This is a genomic window from Prevotella pallens, assembly GCF_900454935.1.
Taxonomy (GTDB): Bacteria; Bacteroidota; Bacteroidia; order Bacteroidales; family Bacteroidaceae; genus Prevotella; species Prevotella pallens.
The window spans coordinates 1483329-1508791 of sequence record NZ_UGTP01000001.1 but is presented as its reverse complement, the minus strand read 5'-3'; the positions used below and the strand labels follow the sequence as shown (position 1 = coordinate 1508791).

The following is a 25463-nucleotide window of genomic DNA, read 5'->3' as shown; positions in this document are numbered from 1 at the left end:
AACAAACAATTTATATAACTCAGCCGAAGGGCTACAATTTTATATTCTGACGGGTGTAGGACCCGTAAGGCACGGGTGTAGGACTCGTGGGGCACGGCAGTAGGACCCGTGGGGCACGGCAGTACATTTCGTTGATATTAACAATTGGGGCTTTCGGCTTAACAAATTTTTATTATGGCATTTTATAAGAAGACCAAAATGAAAGTGAACGGCAAATGGTATCCTAAAGCCGTTTTAGTATCGAGTCCGGCAACAACAGACCAAGTGGCAAAACGTCTGGCAGCAGAATCGACGGTAAGTCCTGCCGATGTGCGTGCAGTGCTGACGGCATTGGGCGGTGTGATGGGCGATTTTATGGCACAAGGTCGTTCGGTGAAGCTGGACGGTGTAGGTTCGTTCTACTTTACGGCTGTTACAAACAAGAACGGTGTGGCAACGGAGAAAGAAGTATCGGCGAACCAAATTAGTGGCGTTCGTGTGCGCTTTATTCCCGAAACCCGATATCGTGGAGCAGGAAAGGGCAGGGTGTCTACCCGAGGTTTATCGGACGTAGACATTGAGTGGAACGAATGGAAAGGCAAAGAAAAAGAAGCCGACCCAAAGAAACCCGAAGGCGGTGGCGGACAACCACACCCGTAAGTCTCAATATTAGCATTAACGGTAGCGCCCTTGTTTTGCAAAGGAACAAGGGCGTTAGTAGTACTGTTAGCTATGGCTTAGTATTGACCTTTTTTATAAGTCTCGTCTAACAATATAGTTTTAGGATTTTTACCAGAGCGGTAAGTAAAACGGAAATTAAAGCCAGCCTCTTTGTAAAGTTTCGATGCCGTATCGGTTTTAATACCATTGAGCAGGATTTGTTGCAGTAATTGTTTGTTAGCCTCAACATTAGCTTTGTTATCGCCCTCGTTGTAGATAGAATAATAGTAGTGAATGGTGCGAGTTTGCGGTTCGTATGTCATACTGTCCATTCGTGTGTTATTAACCATAGGAGTGGGGCAGTGCTTTTGTGTATATTCCTTACATTCTTTCGCTGCTCTGTCTTCTAAACTCTCTTGGCAACACATAAGCGAAGTGCAGCCAATAACAATGAAAAGCATCTTAATAAACTTCATAATTCTGTTGTGATATATGTATTAACGTGTGCAAAGGTAGGTGTTTTTGAGCAATTTTATGATTGGTTCTTTTGTATTTCTCGCTTTTATTCTTAAATTTGCATACCAAAAGACAACAATCTTAATGAATCAGATAAGAAATTTCTGCATTATAGCACATATAGACCACGGTAAGTCTACACTTGCCGACCGTTTGTTAGAATACACCAAAACTATCAAAGTAACAGAAGGGCAGATGCTTGACGATATGGATTTAGAGCGCGAACGCGGTATAACCATTAAGAGCCATGCTATACAGATGGAGTATGAACAAGACGGACAGAAATATGTTTTAAACCTTATAGATACTCCGGGACACGTAGACTTTTCTTACGAAGTGTCGAGAAGTATTGCTGCATGCGAGGGTGCACTGCTTATAGTAGACTCTACGCAAGGTGTTCAGGCACAAACCATATCAAATTTGTATATGGCAATTGACAATAATCTTGAGATTATACCAGTAATCAACAAGATTGATATGCCCAACGCAATGCCCGAAGAGGTGGAAGACGAAATAGTAGACCTTATAGGTTGCGAACGTAGCGACATTATTAGGGCGAGTGGAAAAACTGGCGAAGGCGTGCCAGAAATATTGCGAGCCATAGTAGAGCGTATTCCAGCTCCCAAAGGCGACACAAAAGCACCTTTGCAAGCACTTATTTTCGATTCTATCTTTAATTCGTTCCGTGGCATTATAACCTTATGCAAAGTAACGAATGGGACTATTCGTAAAGGCGACAAGGTGAAGTTTGTGCAGACAGGAATGGAATACGACGCCGATGAGGTGGGAGTTCTGAAAATGGAAATGAAGCCTAAGAACGAATTAACAACAGGCGAAGTAGGATACATTATATCGGGAATAAAAAATGCACGTGAAGTAAAAGTGGGCGATACTGTAACACACGTGAGCAGTCCGTGCGATAAAGCCATAGAAGGATTCCAGTTAGTAAAACCAATGGTGTTTGCTGGTGTTTATCCTATAGACCCTAACGATTACGAAAACCTGCGCGCATCGCTCGAGAAACTACAACTAAACGATGCCTCGCTAACATTTTCTCCAGAAAGCTCGCAAGCATTAGGCTTTGGATTTCGCTGCGGTTTCTTAGGTTTGTTGCACATGGAGATAATACAAGAACGATTGGACCGTGAGTTCAACATGGACGTTATAACCACTGTGCCCAACGTAAGCTATATGGTGTACGACAAGTTAGGCGAAAGCAAGGAAGTGCACAATCCATCAGGTTTGCCAGACCCAACAATGATAGACCATATAGAAGAACCCTATATAAAAGCCTCTATTATAACATCGAGCGAATATATCGGACCAATAATGACGCTTTGTCTTGATAAGCGCGGCGAATTGGTAAGTCAGAACTACGTTAGTGGTAACCGCTTGGAACTGATATTTATGATTCCATTAGGCGAAATAGTTATCGATTTCTACGATAAGTTAAAGAGCATTTCCAAAGGATATGCATCTTTCGATTATCATATAGATTCGTTCCGTCCATCTAAACTAGCAAAACTCGATATACTTTTGAATGGTGAACCTGTAGATGCTCTATCTACCCTTACGCACGAAAGCAATGCCGTAACATTTGGTAGACGAATGTGCGAAAAGTTAAAAGAGCTGATACCACGCCAACAATTCGACATAGCAATACAAGCAGCTATCGGTGGAAAAATAGTTGCACGCGAAACGGTGAAACAGGTTCGGAAAGATGTTACTGCAAAATGCTACGGTGGCGATGTCAGCCGTAAGCGTAAACTGTTAGAAAAACAAAAGAAAGGCAAGAAGCGTATGAAGCAAGTGGGCAATGTGCAAGTGCCCCAAAAAGCATTCTTAGCCGTATTAAAGTTAGATTAAAACCAATAAAGGAGTATAAAAATGAAAGAAACCTTTGAAACCAGAGATATTGCACGCGAGCTAGCCCGAAAGTACAGCACAATGACACACGAGGAACTCGATACGCTCGAGAGTATTCTTGTGCCAATGAAGTTCGCTAAAGGCGAAATGATATTGAAAGAAGGCGAGGTGTGCGAAAACATCTATTACATTGAACATGGACTTGTTCGTCAGTTCTATTTTAAGAATGGAAAGCAGATAACAGAGCATTTAGGCGAAGACCGAACCGTCTTTATGTGCATTGAAAGCCTTTTCCGCGAAGAAGCTACAAAGTTGCAAGTGGAAGCAATAGAACCAACTACAGTATATGCACTGCCAAAACTACGATTAGAACAAGTAGCATTACACAACGTGAATATACAAATACTTTATAGAAAGATATTAGAAGAAAGTTTAATAATCTCACAAGTTCACGCCGACCTGGTTCGTTTTGAAACAGCACAAGACCGATATAAGAAAATGTGTAAACTAAGTCCGCAAGTTATATTGCGTGCACCATTAGTTTATATTGCCAGCTATTTACAAATGACACCAGAGACTCTCAGTCGTGTTCGTGCAGCTACATTGTTAGAATAGTTTATTCTTCTAAAGAATTATAGTAAAAAACGATGGCGTATAAAATCTACTCTTGTTTAATTGTTATGTGTTTCACTTTGGCAGTATCTGCACAAGAGAATACAAGTGTTTCCTCTACTAAGCAAATTAGTGGTAGTACGGCTTCTATAAAGAAAGTAAATCATACAGCTTTAGATGTTGTGCTTAATGCTTATATGGATTCATTGACTTTAACCGAGAATAAGATATTTTCTCAAGCTAATAGGCAAGGAGCAAATTATAAAGGCAATGTTTTTCGTTCTGCTCAATTGTTTCTACCTGTTACCTATTATAGAAATATAGTAGACAATGCATTCTCTTTAAAAGAAAATGATGCTTATAACAAACAACTTTTAGATATCTATTTATATTCACCATCGTTAGTAAGCACCACAGCCAATGAGCTTAGAGGAAAACAAACAACCACTGTAGAAGTTGAAACGCCTATACAACGTGAAGTTGAGATAGTAGATAAGGTTGCGCCAGCACCAGTAGAGTCTACTTTCTCACCTGTTGAAGTACTTATTAGAAAGCCAGACTTTTGGACTTATAAGGGCGATTATTCGCTGCAATTGTTGCAGAACTATGTTTCGGGTAATTGGTATAAAGGAGGAGAAAGCAACTATTCGGTGTTATCTTCTGCAATATTCGAAGCGAATTACAATAATAAGCAGAAGGTGAAATGGGATAATCGGTTAGAGCTGAAGTTTGGTATTCAAAGTACTAAATCGGACACTTTGCATAGTTTCAAAACAACCGAAGACCTTATACGCCTTACTTCTAAATTTGGTTTACAAGCCTCTAAGAAATGGTATTATTCGGTACAGTTTGTGGGTAATACACAATTTACGCACTCTTACCGTTCCAATGATCCTTTGCTGTATTCAGACTTTTTAGCTCCTTTAAATATAAATGTGTCGTTGGGTATGGATTATACCATCGATTGGTTAGAACATAAGCTAAAGGGAAATGTGCATCTGGCTCCATTGGCTTATAATACAAAGTATACACGTATAAAAAGTTTGGCAGACCGATTAGGTATAGAAAAAGGTAGGCATGCACGCCACGATTTTGGTTCGGAACTATCTGTTGAGTTTGTGTGGCAGCTGATGGAGGCTCTTTCTTGGAAGACACGTCTATATTCGTATACAACCTACAAACGCACTGAAGTGGAATGGGAAAATACGATAAGATTGCAATTTAATAGATTTATAGGTGCACAATTGTTTATTTATCCTCGATTTGATGATGGTGTAACACACGATGGTCGTTATGGCTATTTACAGATGAGAGAGTTTGCTTCTATAGGTTTCCAATACAGCTTTTAATCTAATTAGAACTTTTTTACGAGAAACCTCTTGTGTTTATAGTAGATAGCTTTGACTATATTTTCACAGTATTTTAACAGGGGAACTTATCCTGATAGCCAACCATTAGCAATTTATGAACAAATTAGATATCTATCACGCTTGTTTTAGATATCTGTCGCAAACGTTTTAGACATCTGTCATAATCGTTTCAGATATCTAATATTTTGAACAGATAGTTCGTGAGCTATTTTCTTTCTATTATATCTAGTTGTTCCTACACCATAAACATTAATAACAAAGAATATAAGCAACACAACAACCAAACAAAATATGTAGAGCGCTTAACGAATGAAATGGATAAAAAAGAATATTATAGCACAAAGCTTTGACTAATTTATCTGTAGAAGGACTATTACGAGCAAAGAATTATATTGAAATTTGGAATGTTGGCTATTTATGTTTATCTTTGCATACAAATCGTATTAAAATGGTGGATATTAGCAATTGACACCAACAATACTTAAAACAAAACGTATAAAATATTTGCCTTTATGAAGGACTTTTTTAAGAATGTCTTCGCCACTTTTGTTGGCATATTCCTTTTTGTGTTAGTAACGTTGCTTCTTGGTTTCGTGTGTATTTTTGGAATGGTACTGTCGAGCGAAAGTACAACCGAAATAGAGAATAATTCAGTATTAGTGATAAATCTTTCTGGGCCATTAAGCGAACGTTCAGATAAGAATGTTATAGCAGAATTTATTGGTAACGTTGCAAGCGGAGTAAGCTTAGAGGACGTACTTTCAGGTATAGAGAAAGCAAAGACCAATAAGAACATAAAAGGTATTTATATTGAAGCTGGAGCTTTTGCACCAAACTCTTATGCATCGTTGCAAGAAATAAGAGAAGCCCTAATAGATTTTAAGAAGAGCCATAAATGGATTGTAGCCTATGGCGATAGCTATACACAAAGCGCTTATTATTTAGCTTCGGTTGCAAATGATGTGTATTTAAATCCACAAGGAATGTTAGATTGGCATGGTTTATCCTCTCAACGTATCTATCTAAAAGATATGTTAGCTAAGTTTGGAGTAAAAATGCAGGTGTCTAAGGTTGGTACATACAAGAGTGCTACAGAAATGTTTACAGAAGAAAAAATGAGCGATGCCGATAGACAGCAAACCTCAACATATCTAAATGGAATATGGAAATATCTTTTAAAAGGAGTTAGCGAGAGTAGGAATATTCCTATAGCAAAACTTAACGAATATGCAGATAGTGTAATAACATTTGCTAATCCCACCAGCTATCTGAAGATGAAACTAATAGACAAGCTTCTTTATACAGACCAAGTAAGAAACGAAGTAAAGAAGCGGTTAGGTATTAATTCAGATGACGAAATTCACCAAATATCACTTACGGATTTAAAAGCGGTAGAACCTGCTAAAGGTGGTAGCGAAGTGGCAGTGTACTATGCGTATGGAGATATTGTTGATAGTCCAGTTTCGAATACATCTTTTAATCAGCATTCCATTGTAGGAAAAGATGTTTGTAATGATCTTAAAGAATTAATGGACGACGATGATGTAAAAGCAGTTGTTATCAGAGTAAATTCAGGCGGAGGCTCAGCCTTTGCATCAGAACAAATGTGGCATCAAATAATGGAACTAAAGAAGGTAAAACCAGTTGTTGTTAGTATGGGAGGTTATGCTGCATCAGGAGGTTATTATATGTCGGTTCCTGCAAACTGGATAGTTGCTGAACCTACAACCATTACAGGCTCAATAGGTATCTTTGGAATGTTCCCCGATTTTAGTGGGTTAGCATCAGAGAAGTTAGGTATTAAGTTCGATGAAGTGAAAACTAATAAGAATGGAACTTTTGGTTCAACAATGCGCCCTCTTACTCCAGATGAAATGCGAATGTTACAAGTGTATATAGACCGTGGTTACACAACCTTTAAGAATAGAGTTGCGCAAGGCAGAAATCTTACAATGGCTCAAGTAGAAGCAATAGCTCAAGGACACGTTTATACAGGTGAAGATGCATTAAAGATAAAGTTGGTAGATGAGCTCGGTGGATTAGATAAGGCTGTGAAGAAGGCTGCACAATTAGCAAAAATAGATAACTATTATAAGGTTAGTTATCCATCACCAGTTAATTGGTTTGACCAAATATTTGGAGAAAGTGTGCAAGATAACTATCTTAACGAACAATTATATACATCGTTAGGAATATTCTACCAGCCATTCTCTATCTTGCGCACAATCAACCAGCAATCGGCAATTCAGGCGCGACTACCTTATATTATTAATATAAACTAGTAAATAAGATGGAATAGAACCATTAACACATATATTGCAAATAGAATGGAAGGCGATTTTATCAAGATACACAGAGTGTTGTTACCTTTAAGTTGGCTTTATGGCTTAGGAGTAATGATTCGCAATGAACTTTTTGACCTCGGTGTGTTGAAAAGTCGTAGCTTCGATGTTCCAGTTATTTCTGTTGGTAATATCACTGTTGGTGGTGCTGGGAAAACTCCACATGTAGAATATCTTGTAGGATTATTGAAAGATGTAGCACAAGTTGCAGTTCTATCTAGAGGTTATAAGCGAAAGAGTAAAGGTTATGTGCTTGCAAACATTGATACACCTGTCGAAATGATAGGAGATGAACCTTTTCAGATGAAGCATAAATTCCCTAATATTTATGTTGCTGTAGATAAAAAACGTTGTGATGGTATAGACCATCTAATAAAAGATAAGCAGACCCAAGATACCGATGTAGTGTTGCTTGACGATGCTTTTCAGCATCGATATGTAAAACCAGGAATAAATATTCTGTTAATAGACTATCATCGACTTATTATTTATGATAAGTTGTTGCCTGCTGGACGTTTACGTGAACCTCTTTCGGGTAAGAATCGTGCAGATATTGTGATAGTAACAAAATGTCCTAAAGAATTAAACCCTATAGATTATCGAGTGTTAAGTAAAACAATGAATCTATATCCTTTCCAAGAACTATTCTTTACAACATTCGAGTATTGCAATCTTATACCAGTGTTTAAAGATGTAGCAAAAGAACGGGAAATTCTATTGGCAGATATAAATAAGAAGAATATATTATTGCTTACAGGTATAGCTTTACCACGACAATTAGAAGTTGATATGGGTTTATATGCAGATACATCTCGTATGAAAACATTAATATTCCCTGACCATCATTCCTTTAATACCAAAGACATTGCTGTTATTAATGATACTTTTGCTATGATGAAACCTCCAAAAATAATTATCACAACGGAGAAAGACAAGGCACGACTTTTGAACTTAGAGGGATTAAACAATGATGTAAGAGAAAACATATACGCATTGCCAATACAAGTTAAGTTTATGCTTAACGAAGAAGATAAATTCAATGAAAAAATATTATCCTATGTACAAAAAAATTCAAGAAACAGTATCTTGGCTAAAAGAAAGAATGCAGACAAGTCCGAAAACCGCAATCATTCTCGGAACAGGTCTCGGACAATTAGCTTCAGAGATAACAGATAGCTACGAGTTCTCTTATCAAGATATACCTAATTTCCCTGTTTCTACTGTAGAAGGACATGCAGGTTGCTTAATTTTTGGTAAACTTGGTGGCAAAGATATACTGGCAATGAAAGGTCGCTTCCATTATTACGAAGGATATAATATGCAAGAAGTAACCTTTCCTATACGTGTAATGTATGAACTAGGAATTGAAACGTTGTTTGTTTCTAATGCTTCTGGTGGTATGAATCCAGAATTCAAGATAGGAGATTTAATGATTATAACTGATCATATTAATTTCTTTCCTGAACATCCTTTACATGGGCCTAATTTCCCCACTGGACCTCGTTTCCCAGATATGCACGAAGCATACGACCATAAACTAATAAACAAAGCTAAAGAAATAGCAAAGGAAAAGAATATTAAAATAAGGTCAGGAGTTTATGTTGGTGTACAAGGACCTACATTTGAAACCCCTGCAGAATATAAAATGTATAGAATATTGGGTGGCGATGCTGTTGGTATGAGTACTGTTCCAGAAGTTATAGTCGCACGACATTCAAATATAAAGGTGTTTGGTATAAGTGTTATTACCGACTTAGGTGGATTTGATACTCCCGTAGAAGTAAGCCATGAAGAGGTTCAAGAGGCAGCTAATAAAGCACAGCCTTTAATGACTGAGATTATGCGTGAGATAATAAGACAAGCCTAAATAATAGGAACCTATATTGATATGGAAATAAAGGAATTAGGCGAATTTAAACTAATAGAGCGGCTAACGAAAGATATAAAACCAACTAACCCATCTACTATTAAAGGGGTAGGCGACGATGCAGCTGTTCTTCGTTATTCAGATAAAGAAGTCTTGGTTTCTTCCCACTTATTTATGGAAGGAATTCAATTCGACCTTACTTATATTGATATGAAACATCTGGCTTATAAATGCGCTATGGTTGCAATGACTAATATATTTGCAATGAATGGGCAGCCATGTCAGATAATAGTATCTATAGGTATGGGAAAGCGTATTAATGTAACAGATTTAGATCAATTTTATGATGGTCTGAAGACAGCTTGTAGTAAATGGAATGTAGATATTGTAGGAGGTGATACTACATCTTCTTATACAGGATTGTCCATTAACATTACTTGTATTGGAGAAAGTGTAAAAGAAGATATTGTATATAGAAAAGGTGCTACTCCTACTGACATAATATGTGTTTCAGGAGATCTCGGAGCAGCTTATATGGGCTTACAAATACTAGAGCGAGAGAAAACAGTTTACTATCAACAGGTAGAAGAATTTAACAAAAAGCTGACGCAAGCACAAAAGGAAAATGACCGAGGAAAGCTTGAGGCTCTAAATAATGAACGTGCAATAATAGAAAACTTCCAACCAGACTTTGCAGGTAAAGAATATTTAATAGATCGCCAATTAAAACCTGAAGCTCCAGGTGAAGTGCTAGAACAACTTCGTAATGCAAATATTCGACCAACTTCAATGATAGATGTCTCTGATGGTCTTGCAAGTGATTTAAAACATCTTTGTAAAGAAAGTAATGTAGGGTGTAGAATTTATGAAGATAAAATACCTATCGATTATCAGACAGCTGCTGCTTGTGAAGAATTTAATATGAATCTTACTACTGCAGCTTTGAATGGTGGTGAAGATTATGAACTTCTTTTTACGATACCTATTAGTGAGCATGCAAAAATAACATCGCTTAAAAATATTCATCAAATAGGTTATGTTACAGAAAGTAAATTGGGAGAATTTCTTATTGCACGAGATGGAAATGAATTCCAACTTACAGCACAAGGCTGGATATAAGAATAGACGTTTCGTTAGAACTTATAAAGGAGAGATTAGAAATGTAGCATTGCTATATTTTTTAAAGATAAAAAGGACGACATTATTCATTGATGCTTTTTCTATTTTATCTTTGTAGAATACATAATCTTGATCTTCGATCGGAATGTTTCTGTGTGTACAAGGGTGAGTTCTGCTAACAGAACTCGCCCCTTGTAAATTTATAGAACTTAGAGGAATTAGTTTCTTCACAATATATAAAGTGGACGTTCATTATGGAGAATATTATCTTACCGGATATTGTAAATTAATGTTAAGTATTAAAATATTTAGCATAATATTTGCAGTAATAAAAAAAAAGTACTACCTTTGCACTCGCAAAACAGAAATGAAGTATATATATTGAATTTCTTAATGGTGCCATAGCTCAGTTGGTAGAGCAAAGGACTGAAAATCCTTGTGTCCCCGGTTCGATTCCTGGTGGTACCACATAAATTTCTAATAGGAGAGAAAGAAAAGAAATGTAAGAGTGTCATAACGGCTCAGTAGGAAAAAGGTGGGGAAATTTCTTTATTTGATATCTTTTTCTTTCCTTTGCATTATGGAAGATACTTATCTATATCATTTAGCATCGTTGGTTCTCCCTAAGGATGTATTGAAATACTTCTCTGTGGTTAAAATAGAACCTAGTCCTTCATTATTGCGTATCCATCTTGATGAGAAGATGGAGAAAGAACTTTCCGATGACCTTCATTTTGAGTCTAAAGGCTTCATGGACGCTGTTGAGGTTACCGACTTCCCTATTCGTGACCATAAAGTTATTCTTATTCTTCGCCGTCGTCGTTGGTTAGATACGCATACAGGCAAGAGTTTCTCTCTTCCTTTACAGATTGATATTACAGCCTCCGGTACTCGTTATTCCAAAGAGTTCGGAGCTTTTTTAAAAGAAACGTATGGAGACATCCCCAGTGACCTGCCGTACGCTTGAGGAATTTTATCATATCGATGGACATCAGTTTGAGAAACAATATAAGGAGGTGCTTAGCGGCTATAGGGATTGGGATCAGCTAGATCACGCTGAGGACTGGCTTCTGTTTGCTGATAATATTGGTTCACATCTTGCTATAGATGAGACCGCTCTCTCCAACGGAGAACTTTATACGATAGTAACTAATAGGGACAGACATGGCAAGAAGGGCTGCCTTGTAGCAGTGGTTGCTGGAACAAAGTCTGAGAAGGTATGTGAGGCACTTGATAGGATAGATGAACAAAAGCGTGAGAAGGTTGAGGAGGTAACACTAGACTTGTCAGACAGTATGCGTAAGATAGTACGCCATAGCTTCCCTAAAGCCAAAAGAGTCATTGATAGATTTCATGTTCAAAAGCTTGCCTGTGATGCTGTACAGCAGATGAGGATAGACTATCGTTGGAGAGCCATACAGGAGGCAAATGATGAAATGGAGGAAGCCAAACTTATAGGAAAGAAGTATCAACCTCGCACCTTTGAGAATGGAGATACGAAGAAGGAACTGCTAGCCAGGAGTAGATATCTTCTGTTCAAGTCTTCAGAGAAATGGACAGACTCACAGAAACAGAGAGCTAAGATACTCTTCGAACTTTATCCTAAGCTTCAGACGGCCTATGGTCTGTGTCATTCCTTAAGAATGATTTTTGCCAAGAATACCATCAAAAATGCAGCAAGGTTATCAATGGCTAAATGGTACAATAAGGTGGAAGAGGCAGGGTTTGATTCTTTCAATGTTATTGCAGCTACATTCTATGAGCATTATGATGATATCCTTAATTTTTACAACAATAGAGCATCAAATGCAGCAGCAGAATCTTTCAACTCAAAAATAAAATTATTCAGAACGAATCTGAGAGGAGTCAGAGACAAAAGTTTCTTTTTGTTTAGAATCAAAAACCTATATGCATAATCCCCACCTTTTTCCTACTGAGCCGTCATAACCAACATAGTTATGACACTCTTTGTTTTTCTAAGCTAATTAATTTTATCGTTCTGTATGTTGATTGTAGTTTATAAGCTTAATAGAAGGGGTGTGGAGTCTATTTAGAAAAGGATATGTTTGTAATGAATTCTACTATGATAAAACAATACATTAAACAATATGTTACTGTTCATTAACTTGTAGCAACATCTCAATCAAAATAATGCAGAGTAAAAGCTTTCGTAATTCTCATCTGAATAAATATCTTCTTGGTATTATAATATAGACTCATAAGGTTTATAGTTTGTTATGATATCTAATGTGAAACTGAGAGATATCTGAAACAAACGTGATAGACGTCTAAGACGAGCGTTTCAGATATCTGAAATAAGAGTAGATAACGTCAGATGGAACATCTCTAAACATCATAGAGACTTCTCCTAAAAATCTGCGATTGTTGTTCGAATTGTGAAAACAATAAGGCGATGCTTTCAATTTCTCCCTTTGTTTCCTACTGAGCCTTTATAATCTTTATAGTCTTATAATCTGCTTTATCCCCTTTATATTCTTCAACTTCTTTATAATTGAATTCAGTTTTGAAGTGTCTTCTATTAATACGACAAGATTTCCTGAGAATATGCCATCGTGTGAGTCTATATTGATAGAACGCATCACAACTTTCTCCTCTTTAGATAAAATATTAGTAATGTTGTTTACGATACCTATGTCATCGTATCCTATAATGCGTAATGTTATGCTATAATTTGCTCCACCTTTACCACTCCATTTTGCTTTTACTATGCGATAGCCAAAACGTTTCCGCAATTCAGGTGCATTCGGACAGTCTTCTCTATGTATCTTTATTCCACCATTCACAGTAACGAAACCAAAGATAGGATCGCCGTAGATGGGATTGCAACACTTAGATAGTGAGAAATCTATACCTTTTAGGTTCTGATCTATTACCAGTACATCTTCGTTATTCTTTAGCAATTCGCTTGTTTCATCAGCAAGTTCAAACTTTTCTGCACTTTCAGTCTCTTTTGGTGTATTTTGATTGTGTGTTTGGTTGTAAAGTTGCTGATAAGTTTCAATAACATTATTAATATCGAGTTTCTCGTCAGCTATCTGTTTATAGAATATGGAAATCTCTTTGAAGCCAAGATGTTTGATGACTTGATAAAGTGTTTGTTCTTCAATTTCTATCTTTTTATTCTTGAATCTTCTTTCGAGCATTTCTTTTGCAAAGGCGCCTTCTTTCACTTGTGTTTCCTTTAGTGCAAGACGTATTTTCGACTTTGCCCGGGCAGATTTAACGATGTTTAGCCATTCTTGCTTTGGTTTTTGTGTAGTAGAGGTTATTACTTCTACTGTGTCTCCACTGTGTAGTTCGGTTCTTATAGAGGCATTTTTGTTATTAATCTTTCCACCAACGCATTGGTTTCCAATTTTTGAATGAATGTGGTAAGCAAAGTCTAACAATGTGGCACCTTTAGGAAACTTAAGTAGATCTCCTTTTGGTGTGAATACGTAAATTTCTTTGTCGTATAGGTCGCGTTTGAACTGTGTCATCATTTCCAAGTTGTCGCCTGCTTCCAATGCCGTTCTGATAGAAGCCAACCACGTATCCATTCCTTCTTCTGCTTCTATTCCTTTGTATCTCCAATGAGCTGCTAATCCATGTTCGGCTATTTCGTCCATACGCTCAGTACGAATTTGCACCTCTACCCACTTTGCATTTGGTCCTAAAACCGTAATATGTAGACATTCATAGCCATTAGACTTTGGTACAGACAACCAATCGCGCAGACGCTTAGGGTTTGGCTGATACATATCTGTTACGATAGAATATGCTTGCCAACATTGCATCTTTTCCATTTGAAGCGGCGAGTCCAAGATAATTCTAATAGCAAATAAGTCGTATATACCCTCAAACGCACACTTTTGTTTCTTCATTTTCTGCCAAATAGAGTGTATCGACTTTGTTCTTCCTTTTATATGAAAACGTAACCCTGCATTCTGAAGAGCTTTACTAACAGGTTCAATGAATTGTTTTATGTAGGCATCTCGTTCTTTCTTTGTTTCGTTCAGCTTTTCTTTTATATGGTAGTATGCATCGTGTTCTAGGTATTTTAATGATAGGTCTTCTAGTTCACTTTTTAACTGATAGAGTCCCAACTTGTGCGCGAGTGGTGCATACAGGTAGCTTGCTTCCTCTGCAACCTGTTTTTGTGCTTCTTTATTAGTAGTATCGCGTATTTGTCGCATTAAGTTCACACGATCGGCAATCATAATCAATATTACTCGCATATCTTTTGCGAACGAGAGTAAGAGATTACGAAAGTTTTCACTTTCTATGATAGGATTCTTTTTATACAGATTCTGAATACGCACCAATCCTTGAATAATCTGTGCAACATTCTGCCCAAAATCAGTCTCAATTTGTTTTATCTCTAATACGCCATTTTCGTAACCAGCATACAACACGGTTGCGAATACCGACTCGCGCTTTAAACCTATACTGCGAACAGCTATTAGCGACGTCTGCATTGCACAAAGTAGTTCGTTTAAACCAAAGACATTGCGTTCTATTGCTCCCTTTTCTTCCATTAATTTAATGTAAGAAGCTAATCGTTCTTTGTCTTCTTCTGTTATATCGTTCGCTAACTCTTCGTTTAATTCCTTAGTAAGGATATGAAGATTTTTTAGTTCGTCGTCTGTAAAAATCATATTCATCGCCTTTAATAATACCATACAAAGGTACAAAAAAACAGCTGATTGCTCTCTAAATTAAGAAAAAGTAAGTAAATTTGCGAAAGAAACAACAAATGCGGTGAACCATGGTGCACTGTTCTATCTAAACACATAAAACTTTTACTGTTATGTTAACAAAACAAGACGAACTATTATTGAAATCAAAGGGTATTAAGTTTGCTGACTTTGAGAAACAGCTTGCTGATTTTAAAACAGGATTTCCATTTCTGCGATTAGAAAGTGCGGCAACAATTGGTAATGGTATTGTGCGGTTAAACGAAGATGCAATTAAAACTGTTACAGAAGCTTGGAATAACTATAAGGCTGAAAAACACAAAGTGGTGAAATTTGTTCCTGCTTCTGGAGCTGCTAGCAGAATGTTTAAAAATCTTTTTGCTTTCCTTGATGCATCATACGAGACGCCTACAACCGATTTTGAGAAGTTCTTTTTCTATAATCTGAAACGCTTTGCTTTCTATGACGAACTTAACAAAAAATGCAAAACTACACACGGAAAAGACATTGAGGAATTGTTGGCTGCAAATAACTATAAAATAGTTGTGGAAACACTCTTGCACACTGACGGACTGAACTATGGACAATTGCCCAAAGGCTTACTATTGTTCCACAAATATGCTGAAGGTGCACGCACTGCTATGGAAGAACATCTTGTTGAAGGTGCACAATATGCAGCGTGCAACAACGAGGTTTGTGTCCATTTCACGGTATCACATGAACATCTTGAACTTTTCAAAGCAAAGGCTACTGAAAAGCAACCTATATATGAAGAAAAGTATCACACACACTTCTCTATAAGTTTCTCCGAACAGAAGCCAAGTACAGATACCATAGCTGCCAATCTTGATAATACACCTTTCCGTAACGAAGATGGTTCATTGTTGTTCCGTCCTGGAGGGCACGGCGCACTTATTCAGAATCTTAACGATATAGATGCTGACATTGTTTTCATTAAGAATATAGATAATGTAACCCCCGACCGCCTGAAAGAGGAAACTATTAAGTGGAAGAATATAATAGCGGGACTTTTGGTAACATTGCAGGAAAAGACTTTCCAATATATTAAAAAGCTGAGAACAAACAACTATACGCCTTCCGAATTGCAATGTATGAAGAACTTCCTGGAAAACGATTTGCACTGTCGTCATAAGGATATATGCGATATTAGTAACGAAGAATTGCCAACTTATTTGCTCGAAAAGTTTAATCGCCCTATGCGTGTTTGTGGAATGGTTAAGAATAGTGGAGAACCTGGCGGTGGACCTTTCTACGTTTACAATGCCGATAATACTGTTAGTTTGCAGATACTAGAAAGCCTACAAATTGATAAGGATAATCCTGAATCAATGCGAATGTTTAAAGAAGGAACCCATTTTAATCCGGTAGATTTAGTGTGTGCAATAAAAGATTGCGATGGGATTCCTTATAATCTTCCTCAATTTGTAGATCCTTCTACTGGCTTTATTAGTGCTAAGTCGAAAGACGGAAAAGAACTAAAAGCATTAGAACTACCAGGACTTTGGAATGGTGCAATGAGCAATTGGAATACTATATTTGTTGAAGTTCCTGCAGTTACGTTTAATCCTGTAAAAACTGTAAACGACTTGTTGCGCGAAGAACATCAGTAACAACTATATACAAAAGCAAAAAGTGGGGTAGGACACATACGATAAATATATTATATCATGTTGGGCTGACAATTTGCAGTCCAACATTGTTATAATAGCATTCTACACATTTTATTATATCGCATTTCATATCAATTAGATGCTGATGAAACGTTATTATTTAAACATAAGTAAAACTTTATATGTGTATAAATAAAACAATTCTAGCGTTAGAAAATAATATTCCTTACATATAAAGATATAGGGGCATATATGGGAACAATGGGTTGTAAACTTCACCGTCTGTTTTGTTTTTGGAGGTCATTGCGTTTTCGGCTTTGTAGGTGTCTTCGTGTGATGCCATCTTGTCGCCTGTTGCCTCGAGTACGCTGCTTGTGAATGACTTCAATGCAAGCATACTGTCTACGTACGATTTGTAGAAACGTCTAAAGAAGTTGTGCGTTTTTGGCACAGAATCTATATTGTCGGGTTCTTTTGTTTCCTTTTCGTAACGTGTGCGTGCATCGGGTAGAACTTCTGTTGCTGTAGGGTCTATGCCACTTCGATACAAAACATTGTCTGTCGCCTTGTCGGCATAGTTACCAGCTTTCAGACGGTACTGCATTGCAATATCTTCTACCTTGTCGAGTATACTGTGTTTGCCACTGCTTTGTAGGTTCTTGTAACTACGCCATAGTATATAACGTAGGTCGTTGTCGGTGATGTTAGCGTGATGTAAACCAAATGCGCTCATTATTTCTCCAAAGAGTTGTTTGATGCGTTGCCACAGTGTGGGTTTGATTTGCTCGAAGTTGGTATCTTCTGCCATTGAGGCAAGATATTCCTCTGTTGCCGTGCGTATGTTCCAGCCGTGTTTTGCTGACAGGTGGGCTATTTGTTGCCTTGTTTCGATGTCGGCTTTTGCAAATACGGTGTCGAGGAAGTTGTCGAAGTTGTCTCCAAAGAGTTCTCTTAATCCGTGATGCGCTACTGCTTCGTGGAGTACTGTTTTCTCTATGTCTGCAATGTCTGTGTGGTTGCTTACCACTACTACGATTTTACCTGTGCGCTTGTTGTAGAACCCTTTTGCAGTGGCTTGCTCGCCATTGAGGCTGCTGCCATCGGGTACTATCTCCACGTTGTTAAGATGTAAGTTTTGCACAACACTTTCTGCGTGGTTGGTAAGTGTTTCTGTATTGGCTGTGGGCTGTGTGGTAGTGGTTTGTTCTCTCCACCGTTGGCTATACTTGTCAATGTCTAAGTATTCCTTTATGCGTTCGCCAATTGCTTTGCGTAAATTCTCATCGTAATTGTTGTAGGCTTCAATGGCGTTTTTGGCTGCAAGATAGTCGGGAAAGTCTTTTGCTAACATCTCTCGTATCTTCTCTTCCATTTGTTCGTTGAGAGAATGCAAGAAAGCGTCTCTTTCTTTCTTTTTTTCTTTTGTTTCATATGCGTAACCTTTAAAGCCTGTAAACTGGTCGTATTTTTCTATCTGCTTGTGTCTCCACTCTATAATTGGATTTGCGGCTGTTGCTGCTTCGTTATATTGCGGTAGCTCAAATTTGTACTCGTACTGTGGTTTTTCCACTTTCTCTATCAGCGGCTGTTTTGTTTTAGGGTCGATGCCTTTGCAGAGTGTGTCTATTTCTTTCTTGTGTTTGAGATAATCGTCTGCAAGCTCATCTTCTGCCCAGCCATAGAATGGTGTTTTGTTGCCGTACATACTGGTATGATGCCATTCTGAATTGTCGATGAAACCAAGACTTGTTAGCATATCGAGCGACTTTGCTGTTATGTGGTATTCTCTTCTAAATTCAGTTTTTGGATATCTGCCCTCTTCTTTAGCTTCTGCAGCACGTTTGCTCATTGAGTAGCCTACGTAACCACTATTACCACCGAAGACGGTGCGGTAGAGGATATCGTCTTCTGTGGTAGAGAAATTGCCGTTATTGCCTGTTGCACTCTTTATTTGATTGGGGAAGAAAGCCACAACCATTGACGTTTCTCCATCTGTTACAATCACGCCGTCGTTTTGTTCAGACTCTTCCACTATAAGCGATTGGTAGTTATCCCAGAACTCTATAACGTCATTATCCTTGAAGACATTACTGCCAAGACCATTCTTCCTGCACCATTCCGAATTGACAACAAGAGGATTTCCTAAGCTTACATAAGCATCTATCACCTCTCCCCTGCGACTTGCATCAAATTCTGAAACAGCATAATCATCAGCTATCTTCCTGTTGCTTATAAAAAAGAACCCTTTCTCATCGTAACTATAGCGGCTACCTATAAAATCCGTATTGAATTGCCTTAAGCCATCAGCCAAAGTTCCGTGGTACACCACCATAGGTTCTCCATTTTCATCAACAACTTTTGATGAGTTTGTTTGGAGGATTGAAAGTAACTTGCTATCTTTGCCAATAGAAAGGGCATAAGACTGTAAAGGTGCGTCCCCAGTTGTTGTAAAGCCTTTTTTGTCTGCTTGGTCGTTAATACGGTCAAGCAGTTTCCCTTTTTCAATCTCTGTCAAAGCGTGGTCGTAATACTTTTTTCCACTCTTTACTCCAATAGTCAGCTTTACGGTATAGTCAGTTGTGCCAATTTTTAATCCGCAAATATAATATTTGTAACTGTCGTATTTATTATTATGCTTTTCGTTAGGACGTTCTTCAATAAATATAGCATGCCGTATCAATTGTGGAATAGCCGCAATTGACTGAAGATGAGCTTTGTTGCTCATTCCGTGTGAAGTTACCTTATTTGCTCCAACTTTGGTAAGGCTAACTATTTCTTCTGTATCAGCAATGGTATATTCCCCCCGTAGATTATCTTTTATCCATTCTTTGGCACTGTCTCTGTTTAGTTCATATTTGTCTTTGTATTCGCTGCCACTAATAACGACAGCTTTGCTCCTGCGCACCTTTTCTATGCGTGCAGCTTTTTCCCAGTCTCCGAACCAGTTTTTGAAAGCTGTGGTTCTTACTTGTGTCCACTGCTTTTCGCTAAGATTGGTAGGCTTGCCGTTAGGTGCTTTCATATAAGTGTCGTTTGCCTTTGCAGTTTCGACAATCTTCTTTTCTTCATCTGACAGACTATTGCCTACTATCTGAAAACGTGTGTCGCTATCATTGTTGGCTTCGTTATTGCCATTGCTTATTATTTGAAATGCTATATCATCACTACTGTAAGCTGCTTCTTGTGTTGCTTTTTGTCGGTCTTCAGCGTCTCCTCGCTTATATGTGAAAATCTCTATTCCATTATCTCTTAATGTTTTTTGCAAATCATCAGAGAGGTCTTCAGGAACAACGGCTTTAGAGAATTCATTGAGAGTAACAGGGCGTTCAAACTTTGTTTCAAAGTACATAGCAGGTCTTTCTTCTTGGATAGCCTTAACCATTTGCTGCAACTTGCGAACGTCTTCTTTAGATAATGTTACTCCGTACTCTTTGCTTAGAAATGCTTGCGGGTCAGCCTCAAGTGCAGCTTCTTGTAAACGTGTAAAGCCGTAGTCGTCAAATGTACTTGCATTAGGTTGCAACTTCATTGCTAAATCGAAATATACTTCTTTCCATTTTTCTTCAAAGTTTTCTATATCTTTATGTTCGTTTGTGAGTTTGCTTTTCTTTTTTCTGATATTAGCAAGACTTCCGTTGGCTTTCATTACGCTTGCAGCGAAGTTTGAGAATGATACGCCTAATCCTGTAGACGCTTGTCGTCCCTGTTTCTTCATAAGCTTAGATACATTTTCTAAAGTGTTAGGAATGTATCTACGCTTCCCTGTTGGGGTGAAGCCGTCAAAAATAACCTCTTTTGTTTGGTAGCGATTATTTAAGCCCTCTACCCAATTCCTAAAATCTTCTTCAAGACCAGCGTCTTTTATAATTTGACTTGCTGCGTTAAGAGTCTTTTGTACATTTTTACTGCCTTGCTTAGTTTTATCTCTCTGTACATCGTCTGCAAATGTTTTCAAAGAAGAAAGTGGATAGCCATACTTTTTGACTTCTTCCAAATTTCTTTCTGCTATTTTGTAATACATAGAGTTGGTTCTTCCGCTTTCTATTGTTTCTTTATACTTTGTAATTCTTCTCTCATTGGCTTTGTTGTATTCGTCAATGTCGCCGTTTAGCTCTGTTTGCACATAAAGCTCTACCAACTTCTTTACCTCACCTTTCGTTAAGTTATAAACGCTATCAACACCAAACATAATGTCTCTTAGCGATTTATAAACTTCGTTGCTATATTTAGGCTTTACAGTAGCCATCTTTGGAGCTTTCCCTTGTTGGAATAGGTAAAGATATGATAAATCGGTATCCGAACCATTGTCTAACCATCTATTCAAAGCATTGCGAACTTCACTCTGCATTTCATTTGGCACAGAGTTGATATCGTTGTGCATTATTAGATTACCATCGTTGCTCATTTGCTTTTCGATAATAGGATACATAGGTGTCCATGCGTCGCCCTCGTATGTTCCTACATTTTTGCCTGTAGACTTATTGACTTTGCGAGATGGCAAAATGAGAGAAATTTCTCCATAATCATTATGCACCTGCTTGTCTGTATCAATAACAGCTATAGACGGATTGGCAAATCCACCTTGCTTTAACACTTTGCGTAGCTTTTGTTCAGATATATTATGTACGCCTATTAAAGATTTGTCGTTTATTAGTTTTGTACCATGTATAAGGTCGTATAATACTTTGTCTGTTACCTCGTTTATGCTGCTAAACTCTTTAACATCAAAGATATTTTTGCTTACCCACTTCCATAAGCTATTGAGTGCTTTCTTCAGATTGGTAAGGATAGTTGTAGCTTCCGCTTTTTCAAAAACACCTTTAGCTTCATCTATAGCCCTTTGTGCTTCCTCCTCCATTTTTGCAGCATTCTTTTTGCCGCTGATACGGCTTAAGACTTCACTTGCAACAGCATCTTCATTGTCCGCAATATTAGAGTAGTTTGCATCTGCAACGACTTCATTCCAAATTGGATTATCTTTCAATAGTACTTTTATACTATCCCAGCCTTTCTTGTTTTTTATCATCATTGCTTCTGCCCACAAGTGGGTGTACTCGTGGATTGGCGTATCAGGGTTTATTCCTGCTTCTGTAAGATAAATTTTACCATTAACCGACCAACCATAAATTGTGCCTTGTGGGGTGCGCAAAGTGGTTGCATGGGAGTTGCTAAGCAATGCTTTTACCTCTTCGTCTGTCGCACGCACAACCTCTATACCTGCTTTAGATAAAGCTGCTAAGACTGCCTCTGTGGCTTTCTGCTTTGCTTCTGTGTCGTTGGTGAGTGTTGCAGTGGTTTGTTGTCGTGCCGCTTCTTTTGGGGCGTATACGAAACAGTTATCGTTTATGCTGTGGTATGTGGAGATTGTTGGGCAAACGACGTAGCCTTTTTTGGTTTGTGCGTGTGCGAATGTTTCAGACTTGTTTCCAAATTCAGTTGCCCCTATGCTTTTTGCTCCACGCAACGCCTTGTCGAGTGTTTTTGCGTTGCACACAATAATTTTTCCGTCAGTGTCCTTAAATGCTATAGTTGCGCTGTCGATACTACTCTTCTTTGCTCCGTCTGCCTTTAGGTTGGTAAGCACGCCTCTTACAAATGCGTGCAGTTCATCAAGATTGATACCCCACGAATTTGTTGTAGTTTCACCCTCGACTACAGCTCGCCAATTTGGATATTTGCCATCTATAACCTCGCCTTTCTTGTTTGTTATCTTTCCCTCTAAAGATTTGTTATAGTCTTCTTTACGAGCCAACAAGATATGCGCATTAGTGCCCACAACATAGCCGTTGTCGTGGTAAACGCCAGTGAGAACGGGGTGTATCTCTGCTTCTTTCTTGTCCGTTTCTACAAACTCTGTAACGGCAATGGATTTCTTCTCTTCTTTGTATATAGGCGTTATGGGTTCTTGCTTGTCTAAGACTGCGTTATATTCTATAGACCGTTGTTCTTGTCTAAGTACTGCGCCTAATGCTCCTTTGATTTCCTTTTTGGTGTCTTCGTTAGTTGTTTGTTTGAGTAGTTCTTTCAGTTCTTCGGAGTTGAGTTGCAATAGTGCTTTTTGTAGTTCTGTTTGTTTGCGGAGTACATCTTTCCATTGTTTACTCTCGAATACTTTGTCGAGTTTCCCTTCCTTTAGTTGCTGATAGTAGAATTTAGTTGTGTTTTCGTAGGCGTTGATAGCTTGCTGCAGTTGTACATTCTTTTGTTTGTGCATAATATCCTCTGAATTATGCGCATAATTTTCGTTTGTTTCTGTGTTGGCTGGTGCAGCGTTCTCTTCTGTTGGCTTTTTAGTTTGCGTATCGTCTTGTGTCTTTACAGACGTGTATTCTGCAAACGGTTTTGTCTTTCGCTTGCTGCTGTCAATCCATTTCTTGAAGTCTTCTTTTTTGACTTCGGTAATGCTTCCTAAGCCTTGCCAGCCCTCTTCATAATTTGACAAGTAGGCTCGCTTTGCGCTTTCCATATCGGAGAAGCCATACATAACCTTGTGTTCATCGAATGAGCCGTCTTTGTTTACCTGGTCTACAACAAACACATTTCCTTCTGTTGGATTGTCAGAAAGGAATATATCTATATGGTCTCCGTCTACACTTTCAGTACCACGAATGTAGCCGTAGGTGTTGTGCATTTCGCTTTCCCACTGTTTGCCGTTTGCATCAGTGCCACGACGAATACTACCCTTTGGCTGTTCGATGGTAATGTCGAGTCCGTCTACTTTGATGTGTCCTTTTTTGTAGTTGCCAGCTTCCTTTTGTGCATCGGTAGGATTGGTATCAACCTTTGCTTCTTCTTTGCGTGTACGTTGTGCCTGGTGTTCTTCTGCTACTCTTTCGGCATAGTCTGTTATGCTCTCACCGTCTTTGCGTGGTGTGGGTGAAAATTTATCTTCTTTTGTTTCTTTTGTTTGAGAAGATTGTGTAACTTTGTCGGCAGTAACACCGTTCGATGGTAAAGTCACCCCATCGGTCTCTTGATTGAAAGGAGGAGTTGATAAAGTCTTTTCAGACGGTGTTTTATCTTTTTTACTTCTACTTTTATCAAAGGCGGTAACAATCCAATTTCCTTGTTCGACAACATTACCATTATTATCTCGTGTCTGCTTTCTGATGGCTACACGGTAATCATTGTAATCAATAACGACCTTATCCTTATTTTCGCGAGTGATAGTTCCATTGTTGATTACTTGCTGCATTGTGTTAATAACTTCATCTATGTTATTGAAGTCGTTTTGTTCGACAATGTGCTTACTAATAATGTGAGCAAGTCCTCCTTTTTCATCACCCCATACGAGGCTGATTTCTCCAATGTCGTTGCGATGGAATACCCCTAAGAGTTTTCCACTCTTATGTCTCATAAGGAAGTTTACAGCTTCCTTTGCTTTTCCTTTGAATTGGTTATATACTTTTCCGAAGAAACTGTTTCCAATCGGTTGCGGCTCTTTGTCTACTTTTGTGGGTGCGCTTTGAGGTAGAGTTCCATTCTCATTACTGCTTCGCACGCCAGTTGGAACTTCTGTTGGTTGCTCTTTGCTTTGGCTATCTCCTCTGCTGTTATTAGTTTCTTCTGTTTGCAAAACTGTATCGCCTGGAGTAGTTGTTGGCTCTTCTGCTGTGGTGTCATTTCTTTGTTGCTCATTGTTTTCTGTATTGTTTGTTTGTGAATGTTCTGCAGCGTATGCATCTTCGAATGATGCTACAAATTGTGGATATAATACATCGGGTGCAAAGTTAGCGTATTTTCTCAACAATTCGGGCAATACGATTTCTCTGTATTGCAGATATTCTTCGTATGTCATATGGTAGTTTTCGTAATACCACTGCTCTCTTTGCTGTTCTACAGCTTCTATATAGCGTTCTTCTTCTTCCGTTGCGTCCTGTTGTTTGAAGTCGCCACGTGTTCTCGAACTTAAAAGTGCGTCTATAATTGCTCCACGTGCTGCGTTGCTATCTCCATCAAAGAATCTACCACCTAGATTCATTGCATCGTAGTCTGCAAGTTCTTCTCCGAGCCTTGCAATAGTCTTTCCTTGTTTTGAAATCATACCAACGAACTTTTTCTGTTCGCTTATGGATAGCCCTGTTTCTTTTCTGAAATCTTCGGGAGTTATTTTTGCACCTCGTAAGAAGTCTCTCACGAGGTCTTCTACGGACGTAGGATTTTCTTCGTCTCCTGCCGTTATTCCTCTGTAATCTTTTCGTGCTGCTTCTCCGCTTAATTCGTCTTCTGCGTTTTTAAGTTCTTCGGGGGAGGTGTGGGTAATGCGTTGGCGTTCGTTTTCTACAGCTTGCCAGTAGTCTACCTTTGCTTTCGCTTTATCAACTTCTTCTTGATAGGCTTTCTTCTCCTGCAGGTATCTTGCTTTGTCTGTGCTAATCTTCGGTGCTTTCTTTACAACACTGTTATATTCCTTTTGTGCTGCTTCGATATTTGCAGAAATAAAGTCGGCAATCTCTGTATCGTCTAATGAACCGTCGTACAAATCCTTTATCGTGAGTTCTACTGGTGCTTCGTGATATAATAAGTTTCCTTTATCATCGGTAGGTATTGCTTGCTGCTGTGGCTATTGAACATAGTCTATTAAGCTTTCATTATCTTTTCGTGATATGGGTGTAAATTAGTTATCTATTCTTTGGTTTTGTTTGAGAGAATTACATAACTTTGTCGGCAAAAGACAAAACTATCAGTAGGAGTGGAAAGGCTTTCCACCTTATTCTTTGAGGATAATATGAGGGGGTCGCCGTCCTCACTGATAGCTAGTCTTTTTACATCTGATGCGTATATTTTAGAAGATATGGCTATTG

At 38.3% G+C, this 25463-nt stretch carries 14 protein-coding genes and 1 tRNA gene; 12 read left to right on the top strand and 3 right to left on the bottom strand.

The features are described from left to right. The first annotated feature begins 174 nt into the window (after positions 1 to 174). Positions 175 to 639 carry an HU family DNA-binding protein gene (locus DX009_RS06420; protein ID WP_006044422.1) on the top strand — a complete coding sequence of 155 codons (465 nt, stop codon included), beginning with the start codon at positions 175 to 177 and terminating at the stop codon, positions 637 to 639. A gap of 77 nt (positions 640 to 716) precedes the next feature. Here the strand turns inward: DX009_RS06420 and DX009_RS06415 are convergent, their stop codons facing one another. Further along, a complete protein-coding gene (locus tag DX009_RS06415) occupies positions 717 to 1115 on the bottom strand; it encodes a hypothetical protein (protein ID WP_115083416.1) in 399 nt (132 codons plus the stop codon). Positions 1116 to 1239: 124 nt separating this feature from the next. On the opposite strand from DX009_RS06415, the gene lepA reads away from it, so the two are divergent. The 10 genes from lepA (at position 1240) to DX009_RS06365 (ending at position 12247) form a co-directional block, all read left to right on the top strand. Next, a complete protein-coding gene (gene lepA, locus DX009_RS06410; RefSeq protein WP_040595569.1) occupies positions 1240 to 3021 on the top strand; it encodes a translation elongation factor 4 in 1782 nt (593 codons plus the stop codon). Between the two features lie 21 nt (positions 3022 to 3042). Then, the gene (locus tag DX009_RS06405; protein ID WP_006044673.1) at positions 3043 to 3636 is read left to right on the top strand and encodes a Crp/Fnr family transcriptional regulator; all 594 of its coding nucleotides are present in this window, start codon (positions 3043 to 3045) and stop codon (positions 3634 to 3636) included. 32 nt (positions 3637 to 3668) lie between these two features. Next, on the top strand, positions 3669 to 4982 hold the full coding sequence (locus tag DX009_RS06400; RefSeq protein WP_115083415.1) for a DUF3078 domain-containing protein: 1314 nt from the start codon (positions 3669 to 3671) through the stop codon (positions 4980 to 4982). A 533-nt stretch (positions 4983 to 5515) separates the two neighbouring features. Continuing rightward, on the top strand, positions 5516 to 7285 hold the full coding sequence (sppA, locus tag DX009_RS06395; protein WP_115083414.1) for a signal peptide peptidase SppA: 1770 nt from the start codon (positions 5516 to 5518) through the stop codon (positions 7283 to 7285). Positions 7286 to 7330: 45 nt separating this feature from the next. Beyond that, a complete protein-coding gene (gene lpxK, locus DX009_RS06390) occupies positions 7331 to 8521 on the top strand; it encodes a tetraacyldisaccharide 4'-kinase (protein ID WP_115083413.1) in 1191 nt (396 codons plus the stop codon). Next, complete coding sequence (locus tag DX009_RS06385) at positions 8403 to 9212, top strand: purine-nucleoside phosphorylase (RefSeq protein WP_115083412.1); 810 nt, start codon at positions 8403 to 8405, stop codon at positions 9210 to 9212. The genes lpxK and DX009_RS06385 overlap by 119 nt, the downstream gene beginning before the upstream one ends. 21 nt (positions 9213 to 9233) lie before the next feature. Then, positions 9234 to 10331, top strand: coding sequence for a thiamine-phosphate kinase (locus tag DX009_RS06380; RefSeq protein WP_115083411.1), 1098 nt, complete (start codon positions 9234 to 9236; stop codon positions 10329 to 10331). A gap of 395 nt (positions 10332 to 10726) precedes the next feature. Continuing rightward, positions 10727 to 10799, top strand: a tRNA-Phe gene (locus DX009_RS06375). Positions 10800 to 10911: 112 nt separating this feature from the next. Continuing rightward, positions 10912 to 11298, top strand: coding sequence for an ISAon1 family transposase N-terminal region protein (locus DX009_RS06370; protein WP_115083410.1), 387 nt, complete (start codon positions 10912 to 10914; stop codon positions 11296 to 11298). After that, positions 11264 to 12247, top strand: a complete 984-nt coding sequence (locus DX009_RS06365) for an ISAon1 family transposase (protein ID WP_115083409.1) — start codon at positions 11264 to 11266, stop codon at positions 12245 to 12247. The genes DX009_RS06370 and DX009_RS06365 overlap by 35 nt, the downstream gene beginning before the upstream one ends. 543 nt (positions 12248 to 12790) lie before the next feature. On the opposite strand, the gene DX009_RS06360 is transcribed toward DX009_RS06365, so the two are convergent. Beyond that, positions 12791 to 14989, bottom strand: coding sequence for a RelA/SpoT family protein (locus tag DX009_RS06360; RefSeq protein WP_115083825.1), 2199 nt, complete (start codon positions 14987 to 14989; stop codon positions 12791 to 12793). Between the two features lie 152 nt (positions 14990 to 15141). Between DX009_RS06360 and DX009_RS06355 the strand changes: the two genes are divergently transcribed. Next, the gene (locus DX009_RS06355; protein ID WP_115083408.1) at positions 15142 to 16659 is read left to right on the top strand and encodes a DUF4301 family protein; all 1518 of its coding nucleotides are present in this window, start codon (positions 15142 to 15144) and stop codon (positions 16657 to 16659) included. 226 nt (positions 16660 to 16885) lie between these two features. On the opposite strand, the gene DX009_RS06350 is transcribed toward DX009_RS06355, so the two are convergent. Further along, positions 16886 to 25141, bottom strand: coding sequence for an ADP-ribosyltransferase-containing protein (locus tag DX009_RS06350; RefSeq protein ID WP_115083407.1), 8256 nt, complete (start codon positions 25139 to 25141; stop codon positions 16886 to 16888). Positions 25142 to 25463 lie beyond the last annotated feature (322 nt).

Coding starts and splice junctions, on each gene's coding strand:
- DX009_RS06420 (WP_006044422.1), top strand. CDS start 175: ATGGCATTTTATAAGAAGACCAAAATGAAAGTGAACGGCAAATGGTAT.
- DX009_RS06415 (WP_115083416.1), bottom strand. CDS start 1,115: ATGAAGTTTATTAAGATGCTTTTCATTGTTATTGGCTGCACTTCGCTT.
- lepA (WP_040595569.1), top strand. CDS start 1,240: ATGAATCAGATAAGAAATTTCTGCATTATAGCACATATAGACCACGGT.
- DX009_RS06405 (WP_006044673.1), top strand. CDS start 3,043: ATGAAAGAAACCTTTGAAACCAGAGATATTGCACGCGAGCTAGCCCGA.
- DX009_RS06400 (WP_115083415.1), top strand. CDS start 3,669: ATGGCGTATAAAATCTACTCTTGTTTAATTGTTATGTGTTTCACTTTG.
- sppA (WP_115083414.1), top strand. CDS start 5,516: ATGAAGGACTTTTTTAAGAATGTCTTCGCCACTTTTGTTGGCATATTC.
- lpxK (WP_115083413.1), top strand. CDS start 7,331: ATGGAAGGCGATTTTATCAAGATACACAGAGTGTTGTTACCTTTAAGT.
- DX009_RS06385 (WP_115083412.1), top strand. CDS start 8,403: ATGTACAAAAAAATTCAAGAAACAGTATCTTGGCTAAAAGAAAGAATG.
- DX009_RS06380 (WP_115083411.1), top strand. CDS start 9,234: ATGGAAATAAAGGAATTAGGCGAATTTAAACTAATAGAGCGGCTAACG.
- DX009_RS06370 (WP_115083410.1), top strand. CDS start 10,912: ATGGAAGATACTTATCTATATCATTTAGCATCGTTGGTTCTCCCTAAG.
- DX009_RS06365 (WP_115083409.1), top strand. CDS start 11,264: ATGGAGACATCCCCAGTGACCTGCCGTACGCTTGAGGAATTTTATCAT.
- DX009_RS06360 (WP_115083825.1), bottom strand. CDS start 14,989: ATGATTTTTACAGACGACGAACTAAAAAATCTTCATATCCTTACTAAG.
- DX009_RS06355 (WP_115083408.1), top strand. CDS start 15,142: ATGTTAACAAAACAAGACGAACTATTATTGAAATCAAAGGGTATTAAG.